Annotated in this window: 25 protein-coding genes; 13 read left to right on the forward strand and 12 right to left on the reverse strand. The window is 71.8% G+C overall.

Going from position 1 to position 23,526, the window contains the following annotated elements; translation table 11 throughout:
* Positions 1 to 6 precede the first annotated feature (6 nt).
* From ACLQ29_RS16110 to ACLQ29_RS16120, 3 genes are all read left to right on the forward strand, one after another.
* Complete coding sequence (locus ACLQ29_RS16110; RefSeq protein WP_425772339.1) at positions 7 to 429, forward strand: MmcQ/YjbR family DNA-binding protein; 423 nt, start codon at positions 7 to 9, stop codon at positions 427 to 429.
* 91 nt (positions 430 to 520) lie between these two features.
* On the forward strand, positions 521 to 901 hold the full coding sequence (locus ACLQ29_RS16115) for a VOC family protein (protein ID WP_425772340.1): 381 nt from the start codon (positions 521 to 523) through the stop codon (positions 899 to 901).
* Positions 902 to 940: 39 nt separating this feature from the next.
* The gene (locus ACLQ29_RS16120) at positions 941 to 1,636 is read left to right on the forward strand and encodes an alpha/beta fold hydrolase (RefSeq protein ID WP_425772341.1); all 696 of its coding nucleotides are present in this window, start codon (positions 941 to 943) and stop codon (positions 1,634 to 1,636) included.
* Positions 1,637 to 1,687: 51 nt separating this feature from the next.
* On the opposite strand, the gene ACLQ29_RS16125 is transcribed toward ACLQ29_RS16120, so the two are convergent.
* From ACLQ29_RS16125 to ACLQ29_RS16135, 3 genes are all read right to left on the reverse strand, one after another.
* A complete protein-coding gene (locus ACLQ29_RS16125; protein WP_425772342.1) occupies positions 1,688 to 2,968 on the reverse strand; it encodes an MFS transporter in 1,281 nt (426 codons plus the stop codon).
* The gene (locus ACLQ29_RS16130; protein WP_425772343.1) at positions 2,965 to 3,603 is read right to left on the reverse strand and encodes an ArsR/SmtB family transcription factor; all 639 of its coding nucleotides are present in this window, start codon (positions 3,601 to 3,603) and stop codon (positions 2,965 to 2,967) included. The genes ACLQ29_RS16125 and ACLQ29_RS16130 overlap by 4 nt, the downstream gene beginning before the upstream one ends.
* Before the next feature lie 63 nt (positions 3,604 to 3,666).
* Positions 3,667 to 5,400 (reverse strand): LLM class flavin-dependent oxidoreductase, encoded by a 1,734-nt coding sequence (locus ACLQ29_RS16135; RefSeq protein WP_425772344.1) that lies wholly within the window; start codon positions 5,398 to 5,400, stop codon positions 3,667 to 3,669.
* 115 nt (positions 5,401 to 5,515) lie between these two features.
* Here ACLQ29_RS16135 and ACLQ29_RS16140 point away from each other — a divergent pair, with 115 nt between their 5' ends.
* On the forward strand, positions 5,516 to 6,097 hold the full coding sequence (locus tag ACLQ29_RS16140) for a MarR family winged helix-turn-helix transcriptional regulator (RefSeq protein WP_425772345.1): 582 nt from the start codon (positions 5,516 to 5,518) through the stop codon (positions 6,095 to 6,097).
* A 107-nt stretch (positions 6,098 to 6,204) separates the two neighbouring features.
* On the opposite strand, the gene ACLQ29_RS16145 is transcribed toward ACLQ29_RS16140, so the two are convergent.
* From ACLQ29_RS16145 to ACLQ29_RS16155, 3 genes are all read right to left on the reverse strand, one after another.
* Entirely contained in the window at positions 6,205 to 7,713 is a 1,509-nt protein-coding gene (locus ACLQ29_RS16145; RefSeq protein WP_425772346.1) for a phosphoesterase, read from the reverse strand.
* Between the two features lie 196 nt (positions 7,714 to 7,909).
* A complete protein-coding gene (locus ACLQ29_RS16150) occupies positions 7,910 to 9,907 on the reverse strand; it encodes a Xaa-Pro dipeptidyl-peptidase (RefSeq protein ID WP_425772347.1) in 1,998 nt (665 codons plus the stop codon).
* A gap of 124 nt (positions 9,908 to 10,031) precedes the next feature.
* Entirely contained in the window at positions 10,032 to 10,694 is a 663-nt protein-coding gene (locus ACLQ29_RS16155; RefSeq protein WP_425772348.1) for a hypothetical protein, read from the reverse strand.
* Positions 10,695 to 11,124: 430 nt separating this feature from the next.
* On the opposite strand from ACLQ29_RS16155, the gene ACLQ29_RS16160 reads away from it, so the two are divergent.
* A complete protein-coding gene (locus tag ACLQ29_RS16160) occupies positions 11,125 to 12,087 on the forward strand; it encodes a helix-turn-helix transcriptional regulator (RefSeq protein ID WP_425772349.1) in 963 nt (320 codons plus the stop codon).
* Positions 12,088 to 12,126: 39 nt separating this feature from the next.
* Here the strand turns inward: ACLQ29_RS16160 and ACLQ29_RS16165 are convergent, their stop codons facing one another.
* A complete protein-coding gene (locus ACLQ29_RS16165; RefSeq protein WP_425772350.1) occupies positions 12,127 to 13,515 on the reverse strand; it encodes a PLP-dependent aminotransferase family protein in 1,389 nt (462 codons plus the stop codon).
* 335 nt (positions 13,516 to 13,850) lie between these two features.
* Here ACLQ29_RS16165 and ACLQ29_RS16170 point away from each other — a divergent pair, with 335 nt between their 5' ends.
* Positions 13,851 to 14,243, forward strand: a complete 393-nt coding sequence (locus ACLQ29_RS16170; RefSeq protein ID WP_425772576.1) for an EamA family transporter — start codon at positions 13,851 to 13,853, stop codon at positions 14,241 to 14,243.
* On the opposite strand, the gene ACLQ29_RS16175 is transcribed toward ACLQ29_RS16170, so the two are convergent.
* Positions 14,240 to 14,626, reverse strand: coding sequence for a winged helix-turn-helix transcriptional regulator (locus tag ACLQ29_RS16175; RefSeq protein WP_425772577.1), 387 nt, complete (start codon positions 14,624 to 14,626; stop codon positions 14,240 to 14,242). The genes ACLQ29_RS16170 and ACLQ29_RS16175 overlap by 4 nt on opposite strands.
* Before the next feature lie 96 nt (positions 14,627 to 14,722).
* On the opposite strand from ACLQ29_RS16175, the gene ACLQ29_RS16180 reads away from it, so the two are divergent.
* Positions 14,723 to 15,580, forward strand: coding sequence for an NAD(P)H-binding protein (locus ACLQ29_RS16180; RefSeq protein ID WP_425772351.1), 858 nt, complete (start codon positions 14,723 to 14,725; stop codon positions 15,578 to 15,580).
* Between the two features lie 69 nt (positions 15,581 to 15,649).
* Here the strand turns inward: ACLQ29_RS16180 and ACLQ29_RS16185 are convergent, their stop codons facing one another.
* Both ACLQ29_RS16185 and ACLQ29_RS16190 read right to left on the reverse strand, forming a co-directional pair.
* Complete coding sequence (locus tag ACLQ29_RS16185; protein ID WP_425772352.1) at positions 15,650 to 15,841, reverse strand: hypothetical protein; 192 nt, start codon at positions 15,839 to 15,841, stop codon at positions 15,650 to 15,652.
* A 141-nt stretch (positions 15,842 to 15,982) separates the two neighbouring features.
* Entirely contained in the window at positions 15,983 to 16,681 is a 699-nt protein-coding gene (locus ACLQ29_RS16190) for a TetR/AcrR family transcriptional regulator (RefSeq protein WP_425772353.1), read from the reverse strand.
* Between the two features lie 62 nt (positions 16,682 to 16,743).
* On the opposite strand from ACLQ29_RS16190, the gene ACLQ29_RS16195 reads away from it, so the two are divergent.
* From ACLQ29_RS16195 to ACLQ29_RS16215, 5 genes are all read left to right on the forward strand, one after another.
* Positions 16,744 to 17,580 (forward strand): alpha/beta fold hydrolase, encoded by an 837-nt coding sequence (locus tag ACLQ29_RS16195; RefSeq protein WP_425772354.1) that lies wholly within the window; start codon positions 16,744 to 16,746, stop codon positions 17,578 to 17,580.
* Between the two features lie 50 nt (positions 17,581 to 17,630).
* Positions 17,631 to 18,575: an ion transporter gene (locus ACLQ29_RS16200; RefSeq protein ID WP_425772355.1), complete on the forward strand. Its 945-nt coding sequence runs from the start codon at positions 17,631 to 17,633 to the stop codon at positions 18,573 to 18,575.
* A 76-nt stretch (positions 18,576 to 18,651) separates the two neighbouring features.
* Complete coding sequence (locus ACLQ29_RS16205; RefSeq protein ID WP_425772356.1) at positions 18,652 to 19,821, forward strand: acyl-CoA dehydrogenase family protein; 1,170 nt, start codon at positions 18,652 to 18,654, stop codon at positions 19,819 to 19,821.
* Complete coding sequence (locus ACLQ29_RS16210) at positions 19,821 to 20,666, forward strand: phosphate/phosphite/phosphonate ABC transporter substrate-binding protein (RefSeq protein ID WP_425772357.1); 846 nt, start codon at positions 19,821 to 19,823, stop codon at positions 20,664 to 20,666. The genes ACLQ29_RS16205 and ACLQ29_RS16210 overlap by 1 nt, the downstream gene beginning before the upstream one ends.
* A complete protein-coding gene (locus ACLQ29_RS16215) occupies positions 20,663 to 21,880 on the forward strand; it encodes a ferritin-like domain-containing protein (protein WP_425772358.1) in 1,218 nt (405 codons plus the stop codon). The genes ACLQ29_RS16210 and ACLQ29_RS16215 overlap by 4 nt, the downstream gene beginning before the upstream one ends.
* A 63-nt stretch (positions 21,881 to 21,943) precedes the next feature.
* Here ACLQ29_RS16215 and ACLQ29_RS16220 read toward each other — a convergent pair whose 3' ends face one another.
* Both ACLQ29_RS16220 and ACLQ29_RS16225 read right to left on the reverse strand, forming a co-directional pair.
* Complete coding sequence (locus ACLQ29_RS16220) at positions 21,944 to 22,294, reverse strand: DUF1330 domain-containing protein (RefSeq protein ID WP_425772359.1); 351 nt, start codon at positions 22,292 to 22,294, stop codon at positions 21,944 to 21,946.
* A gap of 120 nt (positions 22,295 to 22,414) precedes the next feature.
* Positions 22,415 to 23,005 (reverse strand): TetR/AcrR family transcriptional regulator, encoded by a 591-nt coding sequence (locus tag ACLQ29_RS16225; RefSeq protein WP_425772360.1) that lies wholly within the window; start codon positions 23,003 to 23,005, stop codon positions 22,415 to 22,417.
* A 109-nt stretch (positions 23,006 to 23,114) separates the two neighbouring features.
* Here ACLQ29_RS16225 and ACLQ29_RS16230 point away from each other — a divergent pair, with 109 nt between their 5' ends.
* Positions 23,115 to 23,468 (forward strand): TraR/DksA family transcriptional regulator, encoded by a 354-nt coding sequence (locus tag ACLQ29_RS16230; protein ID WP_425772361.1) that lies wholly within the window; start codon positions 23,115 to 23,117, stop codon positions 23,466 to 23,468.
* The last annotated feature ends 58 nt before the right edge of the window (positions 23,469 to 23,526 follow it).

A 23,526-nucleotide genomic window follows, 5' to 3' on the forward strand; every position in this document is an offset into this window, starting at 1 on the left:
CTGCCCGTGACCGAACCCGGAGACGTCCCGCCCGAGGTCCTCGGCCGGCTGCGGCCGATCTGCCTGGGGCTGCCGGAGACCTACGAGGAGCCCGCCTGGGTGGGCACCCGTTGGCGGATCCGCAAGCGGACCATCGCCCACGTGCTCACCGTCGACCCCGATCGCCAGCCGGTCCTCGCGCGGGCCGCCGCACTCGACCAGCCCGCCTGCCTGCTGACCTTCCGGTCGCCACTCGACGAGATCGCCGGTCTCCTCGCCACTGGGCACCCCTTCTACAAACCGGACTGGAGCCCGAACGTGATGGGCATCATCCTGGACGGGAAGACCGACTGGGAGGAGGTGGGTGAGTTGCTCACCGAGAGCTACCGCATCATGGCCCCGAAGCGGCTCGCCGCCCAGGTCGGTCCCCCGGCGCCGCCGGTCGGCTGAGCTCCGGTGTGGATCTACCGGATGCTCGTCGACGCCCCTCCGCCGCCACTGAGCCACGGCGGAGCGCACCCCCGCCGATATGCTGCCTCGCATGCACCGGAGCCGCGTCTACGCCCTGCTGATCGACGCCCCCGAGGCGGAGGCCGCACAGGCGGCGGAGTTCTGGTCGGCCGCGCTCGGCGTCACCACCCGGTCCGATCCGGCGGAGCCGCAGTTCGTCGGCCTGCACGAGGCGCTGCCGGGGCTGGTCACGGCCGTGCAGGCGGTGGACGACGCGCCGCGCTACCATCTCGACATCGAGACCGACGACGTGTCGGCCGAGACCGCCCGCCTGATCGACCTGGGCGCCACCGAGGTGTCGCGGTGGTTGGAGTGTCGGATCCTGCGGGCCCCCGGTGGGCATCTCCTGTGCGTGCTGCCGGCGGCGAGCGCACCGGAGGTCTTCGCGGCGCAGGCCCGCACCTGGCCCTGACCCGCCAGGCTGTCGTAGGGCGGCGCTAGGGTCCCGGCCATGGCTGAATTCGTGTTGGTGGCAGGGGCGTGGCTGGGGTCGTGGGCATGGGACGAGGTCGTGCCGCCACTGCGTGCCGCCGGGCACGACACCTACCCGTTGACCCTCTCGGGTCTCGCCGAGCGGCAGGGCGTGGCCGCTGGCCAGCAGACCCACGTGCGGGACATCGTCGACGAGGTCGAGCGGCGCGACCTGCGCGATGTGGTGCTGGTCGGGCACAGCTACTCGGGCATTCCGGTGGGTCAGGCCGCCGAGCGGATCGGTGACCGGCTGACCAGGGTGGTCTTCGTCGACTCGGAGGTGCCGGTCGACGGCGGGTCGTTCGCGTCCGGTTGGTGGCAGGGGCAGTCGGCGTTCGAGGCGCTGATCGCCGACAACGGCGGCTACTGGCCGCCGCTCGCTGCGGCCGACTTCGACGGTCAGGGGCTCACCGACGAGCAGGTCACCCGCCTGATCGAGGGCTCCACGCCGCATCCGGGTGCCACGCTGAGCGAGCCGGCCGTGCTGACCCGGCCGTTGGGCGAGCTTCCGGCGACGTACATCAAGTGCCTGCTCGACGGGCCTGAGCCCAACGACACCGTGGCCAAGCTGCTGACCAGCGACACGTGGCGACTGGCCACGATGGCCACCGGCCACTGGCCGATGATCTCCCAGCCCACCGAGCTGGCCGGACTGCTGCTGGCGGAAACCAGCTGACCGGCCCGCCGCGCCCAACGACCGCGGCGGCGGTCGCGCATCCGGGCCACATCAGGCCGTCTGGTCGTCCAGGGTCCTGATGTGGCGCACCGGTGACGCGAGCAGCCACAGCACGGCGAGCACACCACCGAGGCCGGCGACGACCAGGGTCGGTCGTAGCCCGATGGTGGTGCCCAACGCGCCACCGACAAGCGCGCCGAGCGGTCGGACGCCGTAGTTGACCGCGCTGTAGGCACCGGCGCGCCGTCCGCGCGCGTCGTCGGGCGTCACCGCGGTGAGGAGGGCGTTGAGGTTGACGTCCATCAGCATCACCCCGACGCTGGAGACCACCTCGATGGCCGCCAGCGTGGCCACCTTCGTCCAGGTCGGCCCGGACACCAGGGCGGTCAGCGCCAGCGGCGCGGGAAAGAGCACCACGCCGATCATCGCGGTACGCCCCAGTCCGATGGCACGCGAGATCCGTGGCGCGAGCGCCGCCCCCGCGAGCCCACCGACTGCCCCGAATCCAAGGGCGATGCCGATCGCGCCGGCCGAGAGGTCTAGTTCGCGACTGGCGTAGAGCACCAGCAGTGCGCTTGCGATGAAGGTGAAGAAGTTGACCGTGCTGGTGCAACCGAGGGCGGCCCGCAGCACCGGGTGCCGCAGCACCAGCACGAGCCCCTCGCGGACCAGGCCGAGGGTGGACGTTTGGCGCGGCGGCGGAGGCGGCTCGGTCACCGGGATGCGGCGCAGCAGCAGCGCGGAGCCGAGGAAGGACACCGCGTCGACGACGATCGCGGCCGGCGCGCTCAGCGCCTGGACCAGTCCGCCACCGACAGCCGGCCCGGCGAGGAACGACAGCGAGCGGCTGATGCTCAGCTTGCTCGTCGCGTCCACGTACGCCGATCGTGGCACCAGGGCTACGAAGAACGCCTGGCGGGCCATGGCGAACAGCACCGCCGCGGCACCGGTGAGCAGTGCCACCAGGTAGAGCTGGGTCAGGGTGACCGCGCCGAACAGATAGGCCACCGGCAGGCTGAACAGCACCGCGGCGCGGACCAGGTCCGCGATGATCAGGAGTCGCCGCTTGTGGGTGCGCTGGTCCACCCAGGCGCCGAGGAACAGGCCCAGCAGGTTGGGCAGCCAGATCAACGCGGTGAGGACACTCACCTGCACGGGCGTCGCGGTGAGCAGAGTGACGGCGATCAGTGGCAGGGCCAGTTCGCTGATCCGATCACCGAAATCGGAGATCGTCTGACCGATCCAGAAGGTGCGGAACCGCCTGTCGCGAAGCAGGGCCGGCGGGGGCACCGCGTCGGTGGCGCACACGGTCTCGGCGCCGGTGGTATTCACGACGCGGCCGGGCCGTCGCTGGTTTCGGCCGGGGCGTCGTCCGTTTCGGGCGGGGCGTCATCGCCGGGCTCGGGCAGGAGGTAGCGCAGCATCCGGACGATCCGCGCGCCGTCCGGGGACGACTCCTCCTTGCGCCGCACGTACGGAGCGATCAGCTCTTCGATCGACTCCTCGAGCTGCCGCAGCTCGTCGGCGGTGGCCACGAACCGGGTGTCGGCCATGCCGGCCAGAGCGCGCCACTCGGGGTCCAGCCGGGGCTCCTCGCGCAGCAGCCACTGCTGGGGCGCGTCGGCGTTGCGGGCGAACATCTCGCCGCGCAACTGTTGGCTGGCGGACTGCCCCTCGACGCTGTCGGGCACGGTGAATCGGAATCCCCGGGCGACGGCCTGCCACCAGCGTTCCCGTCTGCTGGTGGCGCCGTCCCAGTCGGTGACCAGACCGAACGTCGCGAGATGCCGCAGGTGCCAGCTGACCACCGACGGTGTGGCGCCGACGTGCGGCGACAGCCCGGTCGCGGTGGCCGGGCCGTGGCGCTGCAGGTGTTCGAGGATCGCCAGCCGCACCGGATGGGCCAGCGCCCGCAACGCCTGTGGCTCGCTGATCTCGAAATCCCCGTACGGATTCTTGAGAGACATGTTTCGAAAGTAGTCTCTCACGTTGAGTCCGGCAACCTCGAGCCACGCGGGACCGCCTGGCGATCAGGCGATGCCCAGCCGCGCCAACGGCTCCACCAGCTCCCGCTCCTCGTAGCTCAGGTGCGACAGCAGGGCGTCGGTCAGCAGGTCCACCGCGGCCCGCAACTCGGCGAGACCGTCCGGAGACCCGACGTACGCGACCAGCGCGCGGTCGACGCCCTCCAGCACGTCGTGGATGACGTGGTGCTCCTGCTCCAGCCGGTCGACGACCGGGCCGAGTCGGGGGTCACGCGCCCGCAACCGAGGAAAGAACGACTGATCCTCGATGGTGTGGTGGGTGGTGACGATCCGGCAGTACGACTCGCAGTAGACACCGAGCGTCCAGCGGTTCTGTCGCATCGTCATGGTGTTGATGTGCGACCGGGCCGCGCCGGCGTCGATCTCACCGGCCGCCACCTGCTCGATCAGATCGTGAATCTGGGCCAACTCGGCACGCAGGCCGTCGTGGACCTGCACCAGGTGCGCCCCGGTTGCCTGCTCGTGCGGGGTGTACGTGCGGTCCGGGTCGGGCGCGGGCCCGGTCGGCCGGGTCGACTCGTCCCAGACCTGCTGGTCGCTGCGCCGCACGCCGTCGTCAGGGGTCGGCACCACGGCGAACGCGCCACCGGTCACCGTCGCGCGGCTCGGCCGCACCCCCGACTGCGGGGCACGTCCCGTGCCGGGCTCCGGCGCACGTCCCGTGCCGGACTGCGGCGAACGCCCCGGCTCCGGCGCACGCCCCGTCCCCAGCGCACGCTCCGACCCCGACCCCGACCCCGACTGCGACTGCGGCGCGCGTCCCGACCCCGACCCCGACTGCGGCGCGCGTCCCGACCCCGACTGCGGCGCAGGCTCCGGCTCCGTACCGCGATCACGCTCGGCCGCGACCAGCTCGCGAACCGCCGGAGCCACCTCGCCGGCGAACCGGCGCAGGTCGTCGGGGTCGTCGCTGCCGAGGATGAAGGCGCTGACGCCCTCCCCCAGCGCCAGCTCGGCCAGTTCCCGCGCCCACTGCTCGGCGGGCCCGTTCAGTGGTCCGCGCCCGGCGGCCGAGAACTGCCCGGAGATGTTGAGCAGCCGGCGCACGTCCCGCGGTGACCGGCCGGCCTCCCGCGCGGCGTCGTCGATTGTCGCGTTGCCCCTGGTCAGGTCGCCCGGCTGGAGATAGCTCAGCGATGGCAGCCAGCCGTCGGCCCGGCGACCGGTGAGCTGGAGCATCCGGGGCTTGTACGCGCCCAACCAGATCGGCACCGCGTGTGCCGGCGCCGGCCCTCTCTTGGCGCCTCGCACCCGGTAGAACTCGCCGTCGACACGCACGCCGCCACGCGCCTCGGCGTCCCAGACCTGGCGGATGACCTCGATGGCCTCCGCCAACGCGCGTACGCCCTGGCCGGGGGTGAGGCGTCGGCCGCCCATCGCCTCGATGGCGTCCCAGAACGCTCCCGCGCCGAGGCCGAGACCGACCCGGCCGCCGCTGAGCAGGTCGAGGCTGGCCACGCTGCGGGCGAGCACCGCCGGCGGGCGCAGCGGCAGGTTCGTCACGTTTGCCGCCACGTGCACGCGGCTGGTCCGGGCCGCGACGAAGCTCAGCAGGGTCCAGGTGTCGAGGAACGCGGGCTGGTACGGGTGGTCCTGGAAGGTGACCAGGTCCAGCCCGACCTGCTCGGTCAGGACGGCGAGGTCGACCGTACGGGTCGGGTTGTCACCGCTGGGGGTGACGAACGATCCGAAGACCAGGTCATGGCCGTAGTCGCTCATCTGCGAGCCTCCCGATCTCACGCGACGCCTCGATCGAAGCGTCATGACCACAACCTTATGTCAGACAGAACATCTTCTGCCAACAAGGTCTTCGTCACTGCGCTATTGTCGGGGGATGACGGGTGCCCCGCACTGGCCGGACCGGCCCGATCCGCTCGACGACGACCTGGGCTGGATGCTCGGGATCGTCTTCCGTGGCTACGTCCGGGTGGCCGACCACGCGCTCACCGACTTTCCCGGCGGCCCACGCGGCTACCAGGTGCTCACCGCCGCGATCACCGGGCCGGCCCGAAACCAGGGTGCGATCGCGGAGGAGCTGGGCATCGACCGCACCGTCCTGACGTACCTGATCGACGACCTGGAACGGCCCGGGTTCGTCGCCCGTCGGGCGGACCCGGCAGACCGGCGTAACCGGCTGGTCGACGTCACCGACGTCGGCCGCGCCGCCTGGGAGCAACGGCGTCTGGCGCTGCGGCACGTCGAGTCGCACCTGTTGGGCACGCTCACACCGGCCGAGTCGGCGACGCTGCGGGCACTGCTCCAGCGGGTCGCCTGCTCCGTTCAGGCGACGGACCCGCTGCGTGACCTCTGCGAGGTCGTGTCGCAGGTGCAACCCACGGAGAACCAGACCGACGCTCCGGCCGGCCGCGGCGGGCGGAGCACCGCCGCCCGGGGCCGTCGCCGCGCCACCGACTGACCCCGGCGACGGGCGCCGCCGGGCGGAAACGCGACGCGGGCCCGCCCGGCTCCCCCGACGAGGTACGTCGAGCGCGGCCGGACGGACCCGCTGTGCCGCTGGCGCGATCAGCGCACGTGCACGAACACCGGGTTCGAGTAGAACCACAGGTCGTCCCACGGGCTCTCCAGCCCGTCGGCGAGCGGCTCGGCCTCGTCGGTGCTGGTGCCCCGCACCCGCGCGTAGGTGTCGGCCTCGACGTTGCGCAGCGTGTGCCGGATGACGTAGTCCTGGCCCTGCCGACGCCAGTCGCGCGGGCCGAACCGGGCCACCACCTTCGTGGTGGGGTTGGTGTCGGCGTCCAGGCTGGCGCTCGGGCCGGTGATCTGGCCGACGATCAGGTCGACCCGACGGACCTCGGGACGGTCCCCGTTCGCGTTCACGCCGCCCAACGGACGGAACGTGATCTCGATCTCGACATCGGTGCGGCTACGACGGCTGACCGTGATGGTCTCGCCCACCTCGGCGGTCTTGCCCTGGGATTTGGCGGTGACGTCGAGACTGCGGATCAGGTCGCCGGTGGTGACCCAGATCCGGCCGTTGCGCAGACCGTCCATGATGTCGCCGTAGTCCTGGCGGGCGTGGACGTAGGTCTTGCTGTACTCGCCCGGCCAGAAGTCGGAGCCGCCGCGGGTCCAGTGCACGTGCGAGTCCGACGTCGCGGTGATCCACCAGCGCCGCCCCTCACCGAGCAGCGAGTCCCACAACCCGCCGACCCGGGCGGTCATCTGGTCGAAGCCGCCGTAGGTGGGGTGGTTGCCGTAACCGCCGCGCTTGCCACCGTTGAGGGGGCCGGCCTGGTGCCCGGGCGCGCCCTCGAAGCCGATGTAGACGTCCGGAGCGGCGTTGTTGCCGTTGCGGAACTCGCGCGGGGTGTCCTGGCCGTAGACGCCGAGCCCGGGCGCCGAGCGGGACGCGTGGTGGGCGATCACCAGCGGCTTGTGTGGCATCCCCCGGGCGACCTTGAGGAACTCCACGATCTTGGCCTCGGTGTCCCGGGCCGGGTCGGTGGGGAACGCGTCGTACTTGGCGAACCGGCTCTCCAGCTCGAAGAGCTGCTTCGCCTCGTCGTCGTGGCGCGGGATCATCAGCGTGTGGTGGTCCAGCGAGGGCGCGTCGAACTCCATCCCCCAGAACTGGAGCACCTCGGGGACCAGCTTGCGGGAACGCAGCAGGTCGGGGTACGCCTGCTCGATGTTCACCTTGGAGTGGGTCGGTCCACCGTGGTCGGTGCACATCGCCCAGGTCAGACCGAAGTTCTTCGCCATGATGGCGTTGGTGACGATCGGGTAGACCGCGTCCGCGCCCTTGTGGAAGACGATCGGGCTCTTCGTGGTGTCGAACTCGCCGCTGTACTCCGAGTGGACGTGGTGGTCGCCAGCGCGCCACACACGGTTCTTGGAGTTGCCCCGGTCGCCCGCGTCGTCGCCCGGCCGACGATCCTCGTCAGCCCACGCCGCGCTGGCGCCGACCAGCGGGCTGGCCGCGGCCAGCGTCGCGCCGACGCCCGCGTACTTGACCAGCTTGCGTCGGGACAGCTGCGCGTGTTCGGTCTCTTCGGGTTGATTGTCTCGCACTGCGGGCCTCTCCTCGATCAAGCGAATTGCTCTTTCGATCAAGAAGCCTCGAAGAACGTCGTGAACATCCGTCGTACGGGGAGCGGGTCCACGATGAACACCCAGGCCTGACCTGCCAAAAGACCTGTTGACGATAGCAACGGGTCACCTCTCGACCGCAGGGCGTGCCGGGCGGGGCAGGGCCCGGCCGGGAGCGTCAGGGCACCTGCCGGGTGTCGCGGGGCGCCCGCGCGGCCGACGGGTCGCTCGGTGCGGTCACCACCGGTGGTGCGACGTCGACGGCGGGCAGTCCGGCACGACCGGTGACCGGAAGGACCAGCGTGCTGCGACCGAGGTCGACCCGGACCGTGGCGTCCCGGTCGGTGGTCTCGGTGAACTGCGGGTCGCTCTGGCCCAGCACCAGCCCGAGCACGTGCCCGGCGGGCACCACCGCGTCGTACGCGTTGAACGGGACCGTCACCGTGTACCAGCGGTCCGGTCGCAGCGGCGTGGTGAACCGCAGCGATCGGTGGTGCGCGGCGTCGAGCCACCCCCGGGTCAGCACGGCGTGGTCGGAGACGGCGGTGACCTCCTCGGTGTCCCGGTAACAGGCGTCGTCGACGTCGGTGGAGGCGCCCCAGCAGGACTCGGTGTCAAGTGTCCGCACTCCCCCCGCACCGTCGAGCAGAATCCGCTCGGCGGTCCCGTAGTCGACGAGCCGGGCGGTCAGCTCGGTGGTCGGCCGGTCCACCCGGACCCGCAGCCGCACCGACGGGCTGCCGGAGATCCGCAGCGCGGTGGGCAACGCGCCGGAGAGGAAGACCAACCGGCCGGCGGTCGCGGTGTTCGGCGCGGCGACCAACTCGTCCTCGAACAACGACTCGTCGACGTACTCCTGCTCCTGACCCGGCCGCGCGCCGCGCCCGCCGAGCGTCCCGGTCACACCGTCACCGGCGCCGAGGGCCACCCGCACGTCCCGGGTGCCGGGAGCGGGCCAGTCGCGCTGCGTCGTCCACGTGCCCGGCGCGGTCTCCAGGTCGACCCGCGGCTCGTCCATCACCCCGTTGCGCAGCCCCTGCAACCAGTAGTCGAACCAGCGGTGCAGGGCGGCCACCCACTCGGCGCGTCGAACGTCGAACGGGTCCTGGTGACCGGTCTGGTGCAGCCAGAGCTTGCGGGGCACACCCTGCTCGGCCAACTCCTGCCACCAGCGGCCGAACTGGTTGGTCGTGACGTTCAGGTCGTTGAGGCCGTGTGCCAGGAAGACGCTGGCCCGGACCCGGTCGGCCGAGGGCCGGTAGTCCCGCTGCGCCCAGAACCCGTTGTAGTCGCCGGTCTCCTCGGCGCTGTCCGCCCGCAGCCGTGCCAACACCTGCGCGCAGGCCTCCTCGGGGCGGCCGTTGACGACGGAGTGCAGATAGCCGGGATAGTCGGTGGCGACAAGCGTCCCCCGGTAGCGCATGTAGTCGTACCAGCTGGAGATCGCCGAGATCGGCACGATTGTGGCCAGCCCCGACACGCCGGTGGCGGCGACCCCGTTGGCGACCGAGCCGTCCCACGACTTGCCGATCATCCCGACCCGCCCGGTGCTCCAGGTGGCGCTGACCGGCCGCCCGGCGGCGTCGTACGCGCGGGCCCGCCCGTTGAGCCAGTCGATCACCGCGGTGGCGCTGCCCACCTCGGCGGGACCGCCGACGTCCTCGCAGCCGGTCGACCGGGCGGTGCCCGCCAGGTCTACGGCGGCGAAGGCGTACCCGCGCGGGACGAAGTAGTTGTCGTAGAAGAGCGGGGCCTTGGCGATCACGCCGGCCGCGTCGTACGTCTTCAGCTCGCCCTCGTTGCCCCGACCACAGCAGAGGTAGTAGGGCGAGGCGTCCATGATGACCGGCACGCGTACGCCGGCGGCGGCGGCCTCCCGGGGTCGGACGAGGTCCACCGCCACCCGGTCGGGCACCCCGTCACCATCGCTGTCGGCGCGGGTCTGGACCCAGACGCTCTCCCGGATGGCGTCGGTGTAGGAGTAGACGGGAACGGTCTGGTCGCCCACCACGTGCGGCGGACGGGGGCGGGGCTGGGGCTGGGGCTGGGCCGCCGCTGGTTCGGCTGCCCGGGGTGACGCGACCACCGGGGTCCCGGGCAGTGCCGCCCCCAGAAGGCCGACCAGGATGGCGGCGACCCGTGCGCGGGTGCCGACGGACAGCGGCGCGAACCTCATCGATGTCCTCCCGGGGACCGACGCACGTATCACGTTCCATCGAATCGATGCTTGTCTAGCCTAGTGCCCGCGGCGGACCCGGTGCCGGACAAACAGTTTCCGGGCGGCCGGGCGGTCGGCCTGCTCAGATCCGGGCGCGGGGCAGCCAACCGAGGAATCGGAGCCGGACCCGGGGCAGCGGCACGGTGGGCAGATCCTGGGCGGCGGCGACGAGGCAGGAGCCCAGATAGACCGCGAGGGCGGTACGCGCTCCGCCGAACTCGGCGAGCAGTTGGCTCTGCTTCGTGGCGCAGGGCCACTCGCGACCACATCCGGTGCAGGTCCAGCTCGGTGGGTTGGGCAGGTGCTCCGGCAGTTTCGCGCGGCGGTACCGGCCGACGACGCTGTTGTCCGCGCGCACATCGCGTCGGCGCGGCATCGGGCGCCCGTTCCGGGGTGCGTTCGGGCGGGCCCCCGGCAGGTAACGCCCGACGGTGCCGAGCAGCACACCCACCCGGATCAGCGCGTCCGGCCCGACGTGGTGGGCCAACAGAGCGGTCATCAGGTAGTGCCCCAGCAGGTCGAACGCCTCGCGGCTCAGACCAAGGTCACGGCAGAGGTCGACGAAGCCCGGCGTGGTCAGCGGCACGCGGTTGTCGAGCGCGCGGCGCAGCACCTCGCGCAGGTCGGCCCCGAGTCGCTGCACGGCGTCGCTCTCGCCCAGCCCCAGGCTGTCCTCGTCCACCACCCGGGCCAGCGCCTCCGCCACGGCCAGTCGAACGACGCGGTCAGGATCAGTATTGTCCAAGGCGCACCCCTTTCGTGGGCCGGTCACCCGGCGGGGGCCCGATCGCCCCGCGACGCCGAGGAATGATGAACAAGATTTCGCTGTCGCCCGCGACGATGGCTAGGACAGCAGACGCAGAACCCGCAGACGGGCTAGTCGGAAAGCGAAGTCGGCAGGCCGACACACTGCGGTGATTGGTAGGACGACTGACGGTGATTGTCGTATGGTGACATTCCCATCTACGGATATTGCGTCCCCTTAGCTCCTCGCCCGACCAGCCAGTCACGACGCCACTTCGACCGGTCGCTGCCGTCCCGCTCGCGACGTTCCACCTCACTGCACCGCCGGCCACCGCCATGCCGAGTCACCACCGAACACCTCGGCACGTTCCGAGCTGGCCGCCGGCACCAGCTCACCTCCCGGCGGCTCTTTCACCGGACGGAGACAGCGGATGACGTCAGCACCACTGCAGACCCGACACTTCGACAGCCGTGACCCGGTGGCGATCCACGAGTTCCTGTCCGCGACGTACGACCCGAAACTGCGCCTGGACAGCAGGAACAGATTCCGGCTCACCCACCGCCGCGTCGACGCCGGCCCGTTCGCCATCGCGACCACCCGGCAGAGCGGGCACCTCGACATCGGCGCCAGCACCCTCGACGGGCTGGTCGTCGGGCGCACCCGCACCGCCCGCGTCGACCGCGTCTGCGCCGGATCGGTCAACAGGTTCGATCCCGGCGACGTCTTCCTCGTCACCAGGCCGGCGGAGCCCTGCTCCGTACGCTGGCATCCCGGCGAGGTGGAGCTCTGCGTGCTGGACCTGGCGGTGCTGGAGCAGGTGGCCACCACCGCGCCGGCCCGACGACCCGGTCGGATCCGATTCACCGACCTGGGTCCCGCCGACGAGGCCCTCGCCCGGCAGTGGCGCACCACCACCAGCTTCGTCAGCGACGTCGTCCTGAACAACCCGACCGCCGGCGCGCAACCGCTGGTGATCGGCAACGCCGCGCGGATGCTCGCCGCGGCGGCGCTCGCGGTCTTTCCGAACACCGCGTTCACCGAACCGACCGCCGCCGACCGACACGACGCCAGCACCGCCACGTTGCGGCGAGCGATCAGTTTCATGGAGGACCACGCCGACCGGGACATCAGCGCGGCCGACATCGCCGCTGCCGCGGGCGTCTCGCTGCGGGCGGTGCAACTGGCCTTCCGCCGTCATCGCGGCACCACCCCGATGGCGTACCTGCGGCGGATCCGGCTCGCTCGGGCGCACCACGACCTGCTGCGCGCCGACCCGCGCCAGGAGACCGTCTCGGCGATCGCCAGTCGATGGGGGTTCGCCAGCCACAGCAGGTTCACGGCCCGGTACCACGCCAGCTACGGCGTGCCGCCCCGCGAGACGCTCCATGCCTGAGCCGGCGAGGTGACCACCTGCGCCCCGACCCTCGTCGACTCAGCGCAGCACGTGAGCGAGGCGGCGCACCGCCTCGTCCATCAGCTCGGGCCTGGTGGCGGCGTAGGTGAGGCGCAGGTACGGTGCCGGGGGTTCGGCGGCGTACCAGGGGCGGCCCGGGAAGACGGTGACGCCTCCGACGGCAGCGGCGGCGGCCACCGCCACGTCGTCGGTGCCGTCGGGCAGGCGAACCCAGAGGTGTAGACCACCGCGCGGCAGCGACTGTGGACAAAGGCCGGGAAGGTGCCGCCGCAGCGCGGTCAGCAGCGCCTCCCGACGGGCCCGGAGCGCCGTGGCGAGGGCCCGGCGGTGCCGCGGCCACCCCGGGGAGCTGAGGAATTCCAGCGCCGCCTGCTGCAGTGGGCCGGCGACGAAGAAGTCGTCGAGCAACCGGGCAGCCCGTAACCGCGCGCCGGCCTGACCACGGGCGCCGAGCGCGGCGACACGTAGCCCCGGTGCGGTCGACTTGGTCAGCGACCGCAGGTAGACGACGTGCCCGTCCGGGTCGTCGGCGACAAGTGGCGGCGGGGCCTGGCCGTCGATGGTGAGGTCGCGAGCGTAGTCGTCCTCGATCAGGAACGCCCCGGCGTCTCGTACCGCCGCCGCGACCTGGGCCCGACGGTGGCCGGCGAGCGTCGTGCCGTGCGGGTTGGCGTACAGCGGCTGGCAGTAGAAGAGCCGCGCGCCGGTGCGGGTGAACGCGGCGGCGAGCTGGTCGGGGCGTACCCCGTCGGCGTCCACCGGCACGGGCACCACCCGGAGTCCGGCCGCCCGCGCCACGGCGAGTGCGCCCAGGTAGGTCGGCGACTCGACCAGCAGGGCATCGCCGGGGGCGGCAAGCGCCCGCATCGCCGACGACAGCGCGGCCTGACCGCCGGGGCAGATCACCAGGTCCTCGGCCCGCAGCCCCGTGCCGGTCTCGCGGGCAAACCAGGCGCGCAGGTCCTCGCGCCCCTCGACCGGCCCACGCTGCCAGGTAGCGGGCTGGCGCGCGGCGCGGGTGAGGGCGGCGCCGAGCGCGGCCGCCGGCTGCAGTTCCGCGTCCAGGTAGCCGCCGGACAGCGGGATCGCCCCGGGTGGCGGCAGCGCCAGCAGTCCCTGCATCTCATCCTCGCCGCGCGGTCGGGGACCGAGCGCGACGGTCTGCCAGGACAGGTCGGGTACGCGTTGCGCGGTCGGCGGGGTAGCCACAAATGTGCCTCGACCGGGTCGCGTCTCGATCAGGCCCTGGGCCACCAGCCGCCGGATCGCCTCGGTGACGGTGACCGGCGAGGCTTGGTGCCGGGCGGTCAGCTCACGGACCGAGGGCAGCCGGGTGCCGGGACCGGCGGCGGTCGCCAGCGCACGCAGATCGTGGATAACGCGATCGCCTGCGTTATCGTTCTCCATGACGGACAAGAGTAGCGCTACTGCACCCGCCACGGTAACGGTGGATCACGCTGGCGGCCTCGTACTCGGCGCGCTGGGCGTGCTCGGCTTCAGCCTCTCCCTGCCCGCGACCCGCCTCGCCGTGCAGCAGCTCAATCCGTGGTTCGTCGCGTTCGGCCGCGCCGTCGGAGCGGGACTACTGGCCTGGGCGTACCTGCGCCTCACCGCGGCACCACGGCCGTACCGGGGGCAGTGGCGGCGGCTGGTGGTCGTCGCCCTCGGCGTCAGCGGCACGGTACGCGGAGCGGTCATCCCGGCCCGACGCGTTCCTGCTCGCGGCGGTCGTACTCTGCGGTCTGGGTTATGCCGAGGGCGGCGCGCTCGCCCGCGAGTTGGGCGGCGCCCGGACGATCTGCTGGGCGCTGCTGCTCTCGCTGCCCGCCACCGTGCCCCTCACGGTCGTCGCCGCCGTGGCCGATCCGCCGCACGCCGACGCTCTCGGCTGGTCGGCGTTCGGCTACCTCACCCTCGTGTCGATGTTCCTGGGCTTCTTCGCCTGGTACGCGGGGCTGGCCCGGGGCGGCATCGCGCAGGTCGGCCAGGTCCAGCTCGCGCAGCCAGTGCTCACCCTGGGGTGGTCAGCACTGCTGCTCGGCGAGACTGTCACCCCCACCTCGATCGTGGCGGCGCTGGCGGTCCTGGGGTGCGTCGTGTTGACCCAGCGCAGCCGCGGGTCGGTGCCCGCCTAGCTTCGCTCCCGTGCGCGGGCCGTCTGCACCTCGGGCACGGAGGCTTCCAGCAGGTCGGCGAGGCCGCGCAACTGCTCGGCGACCCGAGCGCCGAGGGGGGTCAGCGAGTATTCGACGCGCGGTGGGATCGCGGTGAGCACCTCGCGGGTGAGCATTCCGTCGCGTTCGAGGGTCTGCAGGGTCTGGGAGAGCATTCGCTCGCTGATGCCGTCGATGCGGCGACGCAGCGCGTTGAACCGGTAGCGGCTCTCACCGAGCGCCAGCAGGGCGAGCGAGGCCCACTTCGAGGTGACGTCCTCGAAGGCGGCGCGGGAGGTGCATCCCCGCGCGAAGACATCGCTGACGAATTCCTGGGTAGGCCCCGCCGGGTCCTGGGCCGGCATGTCGTTCACCTCACCAGCCTACCCGACGGTTACCTTTCGGCCTGTGCTATAGATTCGTAAGTGCTTGCAAATCGTCACCGTCAACCGGAGGTTCCCATGCCCACCTATGCCGTCACCGGCGCCACCGGCCGGCTGGGCCGCCTGGTGATCGAGCAGTTGCTCGACTCCGGCGTACCCGCCGCCGAGATCGCCGCCATCGTCCGCAGCCCCGAGAAGGCCGCCGACCTGGCCGCGCGCGGGGTCGAGATCCGCCAGGCCACCTACGACGACCCGTCGACGCTGCCCGGCGCCGTGGCCGGCGTACGCCGCCTGCTGCTCATCTCCGGCGACACTCCCGGTCAGCGGGTCGCACAGCACACCGCGGTCATCGAGGCGGCCACCCTCGCCGGGGTCGAGCGCCTGATCTACACGAGCATCCTGAAGGCCGACACCACCACGAACCCGCTCGCCCCGGAGCACAGGGCCACCGAGGAGGTCCTCGCCTCGTCGGGTCTGACCCACACGGTGTTGCGCAACAGCTGGTACATCGAGAACTACACCGACCAACTGCCGCAGTACCTGCAGACCCGCACGATCCTCGGCGCCAGCGGGGGCAGCAAGATCTCCGCCGCGACCCGGGCGGACTACGCGGGCGCCGCCGTCGCGGCGCTGACCCGCCCCCAGGACGGTGACGCCGTCTACGAGCTGGGCGGGACCGCGTTCACCTTCGACGAGTTGGCCGAGGCCGTCACGGAGGTCACCGGCACGACGGTCGTCCACCGGGACCTGTCGGCCGCCGAGCTGGCCTCGACCCTGGAGAACGTCGGGCTCGACGCCGGCACCGCCGGGTTCGTCGCCGCGCTCGACCACTCGATCGCCCTCGGTGAGCTGGCGACCGACAGCGACGACCTGAGCCGGCTGCTCGGCCGGCCGAGCACCCCGCTGCGCGACGCCGTCCGAGCCGCGCGGGCCTGACCACCACCGGAGGTGATGTCGGGCGGGCGACGGGGCGCACTCCCCCGTCGCCCGCCCGGCGTACGGCGTCTACTCCGCCTCGTCCTCCTGGTCGGTGAGCTCGGCCAACACGTCGGCGGCGTCGCGATTGCCCGCGTCGGCGAGCCGTCGAAGTTCACCGACGTCGGCCCGCTCCGCCGCCACCTCGACGAGCTGGTCGACCGCGTCCCGGTCACCGCCGGCGGCCCGTTCCCGCAGGTCGGCAAGATCAGAATCTGCCATCGCACACCTCTCACCAGCGCACGTGCGACCTTCTCGTCGCCCGTCGACGCTCACCGACCGGTCTCGCCACCACCGAAAACCTAGACCAGTCGGGGCCGCGTCGGGGGACGGAACAGCCGACCCCGCCCTGTGCGCCAACTGTCAGCCCGCCTCGGACGGCTCAGCGAGCAGCAGACCGCGCAGCAGACCGCGCAGGGCCCGCTCGAAGAGATCCGTTCGGGGCGCGGGCGCGGAGGGCTGGCGGAACGCCGCGACCAGGTGCGGGTACGCCGCGAGGTCGGCACCGGCGAAGCTGAACGCCCCGGAGGCGGCCTCGCTGCGGGCGAAGAGGGTCACCACGCCGTTCATCATCGCGATCGCCTCGAACTTCGCGGTGACAACTGCCGGCACCGGCTCCAGGATCCGAATGCAGTTGTCGAACCAGGCCAGGCTCTCGGGACCGATGCCGGATGTCCGGTGACTCACCTCAATCAGCCACGGGTGCGCACGGTGCAGCGCCAACTGCCGGCGGCCCAACAGCAGCATCGAGTCCAGCCAGCCCTCCTCGGCCTCCGGATAGGGCCGCAACTCCCCCACGACCCGGTCGGTCATCAGGTCCAGGAGATCGTCGCGTGACGACAGGTAGCGGTAGAGGGATCCCGCTCCCGTGCCGAGCGCGCCGGCGACAGCGCGCATCGACACCGCGGCAAGCCCTTCGCTGTCCGCCAGGGCGATGGCGGCCACGACGATGGCGTCCCGGCTGTGCGCCGGGGCGGGGCCGCGGCTGCCGCGTTCGGGCCTGTTCCAGATCGGCTGTCGAGCGGTGTCGCCGTCGTCGGCTCCGGTGGATGCGTCGCTCACTGTTCTACTGTAAACTGCAAACGTCGTTCGCAGTTGTTGTCGCCGCGGAAGGGTGGACGATCATGGAACGGATCAGCGCACGGGACGGCGCGAGCGTCGTACTGCACTCGACGGGGGACGGACCCGGGATCGTCGTGGTGCACGGCGGCGGTGTCACCATCGACGTCTACCGCCGGCTGGCCACGGCGCTCGCCGACCGGTTCACCGTGCACCTCTACAACCGACGGGGACGGGCCGACGCACCACCCAGGTCGATGCCGTACACCGTGGAGCAGGAGATCGACGACCTCGCCGTGGTGTTGGAGCACACCGGGTCCGGCAACGTCATCGGCCACAGCTCCGGCGGTTTCATCGCGCTCGAGGCCGCGCTCCGACTGCCCATCGACCGACTCGCCCTCTACGACGCCGCGGTCTGCATCGACGGCGGCCCACCGTCGGCGTGGCTCGCACCGGCCCAGGCGGCGCTAGGGGCCGGCGACGTCGCCCGGGCCCTCGCCATCACGGCCGCCGGGCTCAACCCACAGATGGCGGCCGGGAAGCTCCCGTTCGGCGTACGGATCGCGATCATCCGCGCGTTCATGCGCACCCCGATCGGCCGGACGATGGCCGAGCTGCTGCCGTTGACGCTCGACGAGACGGCGCTGATCCGAGCACACGACGGCCCGGCCAGCCAGTGGGCCGGGGTGACCGCCGACGTGCTGCTGGCGTGTGGTGCCGACGGTCCGCCCTACTACCCGAGTCAGAACGAGGCGTTGGCCCGCGCACTGCCGCGGGCGCGGACGTTGACGATTCCGCGCAGCGGACATGACGCCGTCAACCGGGCGTACCCCAGAATTGTCGACCCGCTCGCCGAGTTCTTCGCGGCCCCGGTGACGCCGGAGCGGACGAGCCACGCCTGAGCGGATCACACGGTCGCCCGCGAGCATTGATCTTGGCTAGGCTGGCGGGCATGCCCGCCAGCCCCGTGCCCGCCCAGCGGCGTGAGCCGGGCCCACCCGAGCGGCACCGATCCCGTTGGGCCGCGCACTGCGCCCGACTCGCCGGGTCACGACCCTTCGAGATCGTCATCGTGGTGGTCATCCTCGCCAACGGGGTCGTCCTCGGCCTGGAGACGTACGACGACCTGACGCCTGCCGGCACCGCGCTGCACTGGCTGGAGCTGGTGTTCCGTGCCGTCTTCGTCGTCGAGATCGGCGTCCGGCTGGCGGCGTACGGCAGGCGTCCGCAGGACTTCTTCCGGCACGGCTGGAACGTCTTCGACTTCGTGGTGATCGCGGCGATCTTCATACCGGGCCTGCACGGCGATCCCGCGCTGCTGCGGGTCGTACGGGTCGCCCGGATGGTCCGGTTGGTGCGGTTCTCGCCGGGCCTGCGGACCATCGTCTCCGCGCTGTGGCGCAGCCTGCCGGGCGTCACCGGTTTCCTCGCCCTGGCCGTGGTGACCCTCTACGTGTACGGGATGGCCGGCTGGCTGATCTTCGGCAGCCGGTACCCGGACGAGTACGGCGACATCGGCAAGTCGCTGCTGACGCTGTTCGTGCTGCTGTCGCTGGAGACGCTGCCGGACCTCATCGAGCAGGGCATGGCCATCTCGCCGTGGACGCTGCTCTACTACGTCAGCTACGTCGTCATCACCGTCAACCTGCTGCTCAACATCCTCATCGCCGTCATCGTCAACTCGATGGAGGAGGCACGCCGGTTGGAGATGACCGAGCGGCTGGCCCCCGACTACGACGAGGACGGCGACGGCGTACCGGACGAGGTGGACCGCATCGCGCTCACCCAGCGGCTGGACGACCTGCGGGCGGTCATCGCCGAGTTGGAACGCGAGCTGCGGATCGACCGGGACGACGGGCACGGCCGGCCGCACCGGGACGGCCGCACCAGACGGTGATCCGACCCTCGCGCTCCGTACTCCCCTTCGGATAGTCTCGACGGCGGTCCCACCGCTTAGGCCGAAGGGCACCGCCATGACGACGCGTGTCGACAGCGCCCATCCCGACGCCGCCGTGGCAGACCCCCTCGGCACGGTGATCGACGAGGTGATCCGCCCGCGGTCGGTGATCGTCGACCGGGAGGGGGCCTTCCCCCGACCGGGTGTCGACGCCCTCGCCGCGGCCGGCCTGCTCGGCCTGGCCTCCTCGACCGAGGTCGGTGGCGGCGGTCACGGCATGCGCGTGGTCGCCGAGGTCGTCGAGCGGCTGGCCGCCGAGTGCGGGTCCACCGCGATGGTGGTGCTGATGCACTACGCGGCGACCGCCGTCGTCGAGGCGCACGGCCCGCGCGAGGTCCGCGCGGCCATCGCCACCGGCGGCCACCTCGCCACGTTGGCCTTCTCCGAGTACGGTTCGCGCAGCCACTTCTGGTCACCGACCGGCACCGCGAGCACCACCGACGACGGCACGGTCCGCCTCGACGCCCGCAAGAGCTGGGTCACCTCGGCCGGCGAGGCCAACAGCTACGTCTGGTCGAGCCTCCCGCTGTCCCGCGACGCCGGGCCGATGACGCTCTGGCTCGTGCCCGCCGACAGCCCCGGCCTGACCGTGGCAGGCGATTTCGACGGGCTCGGCCTACGCGGCAACGGCTCCCGGCCGATGACCGCCGACGGGCTCCGCGTCCCGTCGACGGCGATGATGGCGGCCGACGGCGCGGGGCTGGACACCGCACTGGGCGCTGTTCTCCCCTGGTTCCTGGTGCTCAATGCCGCGTTCTGTCTGGGTCTGGCCGCCAGCGCGGTCGCCGAGGCCTGTCGGCATCTCACCGGGACGACGCTCACGCACACCGGCGCCGCCCTGCGCGACGCGCCAGTTCCTCGCCGCGACCTCGCCCGACTGATGATCCGCACGGACGCTCTGCGCGCTTTCCTGGGCGACACCCTCACCGCGCTGGAGACCGGCCGCGACGACGCGATGCTGCGGGTGTTGCAGGTCAAGGCCCTCGCCGGCGAGACCGTCGCGGACGTGACAGATGGCGCGATGCAGCTCTGCGGCGGGAGCGCGTTCCGCCGGGAGTTGGGCCTGGAGCGCCGTTTCCGCGACGCGCGCGCGGCCCGGGTGATGGCACCGACCACCGACGCCCTGCACGACTTCGTCGGTCGGGTCGCCACCGGGCTGCCCCTGTTCGACGAGGCCAACCGCTGATGTCGGCGCCGAGGGTCCTGATGGGCGCTGTCGCGTACGACCCCAAGGTGGTGACCATCTGGGCGGGTTTCCGAGCCTGGTTGCGCGGGCGGGGCCTGGACTTCGACTTCGTCCTCTACTCGCACTACGAGCGACAGGTCGAGGATCTCGTCGCCGGCCGGATCGACGCGGCGTGGAACTCGCCGCTGGCCTGGTTGCGGGCCGAACGGCTGGCGGCAGCCACCGGCACCGCCGTCCACGCGCTGACCATGCGCGACACCGACCAGGATCTCACCTCGGTCGTGGTGGTGCGTGCCGACTCCCCGGTGCGACAGGTCGCGGATCTCGCCGGAAGGCGGGTGGCCGTCGGCGCGGTGGACAGTCCACAGGCGACGCTGATCCCACTGGGCCACCTCGCGACCGCAGGCGTCGACGTCGACGTCCGCCGCTTCGACGTCGGTGTCGGCCTGCACGGCGACCACGTCGGCGGGGAGCGCGACGCGGCCCGCGCCCTGTTGAGCGGGGAGGTCGACGCCGCGTGCATGATCGACGCCAACCACCTGGCGTTCGTGCGGGAGGGCACGCTGCCGCCCGAGGGCACCCGGATCGTCGGGCAGACCGCGCCCTACGACCACTGCAACATGACGGTCCGCGATCCGGAGTCCGCCGGGGTCCAGCTCTTCGGCACGCTGCTGCTCGGCATGTCGTACGCCGATCCGCAGGTGCGTCCGCTGCTCGACCTGGAGGGGCTGACGGCCTGGAAGGATGGCCGCACCAGCGGGTACACCCTGCTCGCCAGGGCGGTCGACGTCAGCGGGTTCTACTCTCCCGACGGGCGGGTGACGGCCACGGACTATCGGCCGTGAGCGGGACGCCGGCCGCCGACGTCGAGGTCCACCTCGGCGATCTGGGCTTCGGCCGGGGAGCGCACCTGCTCGTGCAACGCGCCCTGGCCGGCCTGCCACCCGGAGGCCGGGTGGCGGTGCTCGGTCGCGACCCGGCGTTGCCCGTACACCTGCCCGCCTGGTGCCGTGGTCGGGGTCATCGGGTCGAATCGCCGGATCGCGGCGACAGCAGCGAGCTGGTGGCGGTGGTCGTGCGGGGGACGGCGGATGACGACCGCTGGTTCGGCGCGGAACGGGCCGGGCCCGCGCTGCCGTCGGCGCTGAGCAGCCGCCCCCCGGCGCGCTGGGGGCTCGGCGCCCGGGGCGCGCTGCTCGAGGCCGGCGGGCCCGAGGCCCGGTTCGACCTGGACGACCGGGACCTGGTGTGGGCCGAGATCGCCCCTCAGTTGTACGCGCAGGCGGCGGCCCGACAGTGGGATCCGCAGGCCGCGGTGCCGTGGAACGATCCGTTCGTGCTGCCGGCCGACGTCGAGGCCGCGGTGGTGCAGGTGATGACCTACCTGGTGGAGAACGAGCAGGCCGCCCTCGTCGTACCGGCCCGGTTCGTGGGGCGCATCCACCCGCACTTTCGGGAGGTGGCGCAGCTTCTGGCCGTGCAGATGGCCGACGAGGCGCGGCACATGGAGGTGTTCAGCCGGCGGGCACTCCTGCGCGGCGTCGAGTTGGGCACGTCGTCGGCCGGCGGCCGGCAGTCGCTCTTCACGCTCGTCGCGGAGTCCGACTTCGCACTCGCCTCGTTCCTGCTCTCCGTGCTCGGTGAGGGCAGCTTCGTCGATCTGCTGTCCTTCCTGCACCAGTTCGCCCCCGACCCGGTGACGCGCCGGATCTGCTGGCTCGCCATGCAGGACGAGCGCCGGCACGTGCTGTTCGGCATGGCGCACCTGGAACATCAGGCACAACTGGACCCGCTGCTGCGGGATCGGCTGCGGGCGGCCATCCACCGCCGCCACGACGCGCTCGTCGACACCGCGGGCCTCAACGCGGACGTCTTCGACGCGCTCGTGGTGCTCGCGTCGGGTGGTTGGCATCCGGACGAGGTGTCCGCCGGCTTCGACCGGGTGCAGGCCCTGCAACACGCGATGGATCAGGGCCGCCAGCGCCGGCTCGTCCGCCTGGGCTTCCGGGCCGACGAGGCCGCCGCGCTCTCGGCCCTGCACACCCGCAACTTCATGTAGGCGATCCCCGCGCCTGCCACGGCGTGCGCGGGGATCGCCCGACGGCAGGTCAGCGAGCGGTTGTCACTGGCCGAGCAGGGTCCGGATCTGACGCGCGTAGCCGGCCACCGTGAAGTCCGAGCCGACGGAGTCCACCAGGACCAGGTCGTTGATGGTGTGGTTGACGCGCAGCGGCAGGATCGCCTGGTACTCGGCGGAGTTGTACCAGGCCTTCGCGGTCTCCGCGTCCGGGAACTCGATCAGGACCGCCGAGCCCTCCCAGGAGCCCTCGATGACCTGCACCTGGGCGTCCAGGACGAGCCACTTCGCGCCGTACGGCTTGGTGGTGGCCTCCACCTGCTCCAGGTAACGCAGGGACTCCTCGGTCGGCACTCCACCCGGGATACGCAGGTGGTTGATCAGGTACGTGCTCATGTCGCACTCCTATGGGGTGATGGTTACCCGGTCGAATACGTACGACCGGTCGTCTTATACTGGATGCAGTCCGCGGCAAACAGGACAACGCGGACTATTACGGTTTGGATCCGGCGCGAATCACGTGAGGATCCGCCCCGTGGTGATCGTGAGGAACTCGTGGAGGGCGGTCAGGTCACCGGAGGCCTTCGCCCGCGCCGCCGCACCCTCGTAGCTGGAGACGATGAAGCCGGCCAGGTCACCGGCGGGCTCGTCACCGTGCACCTCACCGGCAGCTCGCGCCTGCTCGATCGCCACGGCGAGCACGGCGACCCAGCGACTGAGACCGGCGTCGACGGCAGCCCGCAAGGCATCGCTGTGCGCCGGAATCTCACTGGCGAAGTTGCCCAGCAGGCAACCCCGATCCCCCATCGTGTCGCCAAGGCCGGTGATATATCGCAGGTGACCGACGATCCGCTCGCGCGGCGTCCCGGCCCGCCTCTCGTCGAGCATCTCCAGCCCCATTGCCGCCGAGTATCTCGCCACCGAGTCGAGGGCGAGATCCTCCTTGCTGGCGAAATGGTTGTAGAAGGTGCCCTTGGGCGCACCGGCGGCGGCGACGATGTCCTGAACGCTCGTCCCGTTGTAGCCACGCATGTGGAACAGATCCAACGCGGCGTCGGACAACCGCTGCCTGGTCCCGGCGGAGGTCGACGACTTGGGTCGTGGCATGTCGTGACGCTCCTTCGCTCGGGTCCTGGTCGACACCACTACGATATGACCGGTCGTCTCGGAATGCCAGCGATGTGACCGCTGTCATCCCGCCGTACCGTGGAGGGCCATGACCAGCGACTCCAGCGCGGTTCGCGAGGCACTGCTGCGGCTGCGCGAGCAGACCGAGGCCCAGGCCACTGCCCTGGAGGGCGACCTGCGGAGCCTCTTCGAGGCGTCCCGGTCGTCGAACGCCGACGACGAACACGACCCCGAGGGCAGCACCATCGCCTTCGAACGCGCTCAGCTCACCGCCGTGCTGGGCGCGGCCCGCCACCGCCTGGCCGAGCTGGACGTCGCGCTGGGCCGGGTCGACGACGGCAGCTACGGCGTGTGTGAACGGTGCGCCCGTCCCATTCCCGCCGAACGCCTGCTGGCCCGCCCGTCGGCGCGTACCTGCGTGGCCTGCGCCAGCCGGCGGTGACGGTGCCGGCGGCCACCCGACGGCGTCCCGCACGCCTTTCCCCACGTCGCGCGAGCGC

This window comes from Micromonospora sp. DT228 (assembly GCF_049841595.1).
Classification (GTDB): domain Bacteria; phylum Actinomycetota; class Actinomycetes; order Mycobacteriales; family Micromonosporaceae; genus Micromonospora.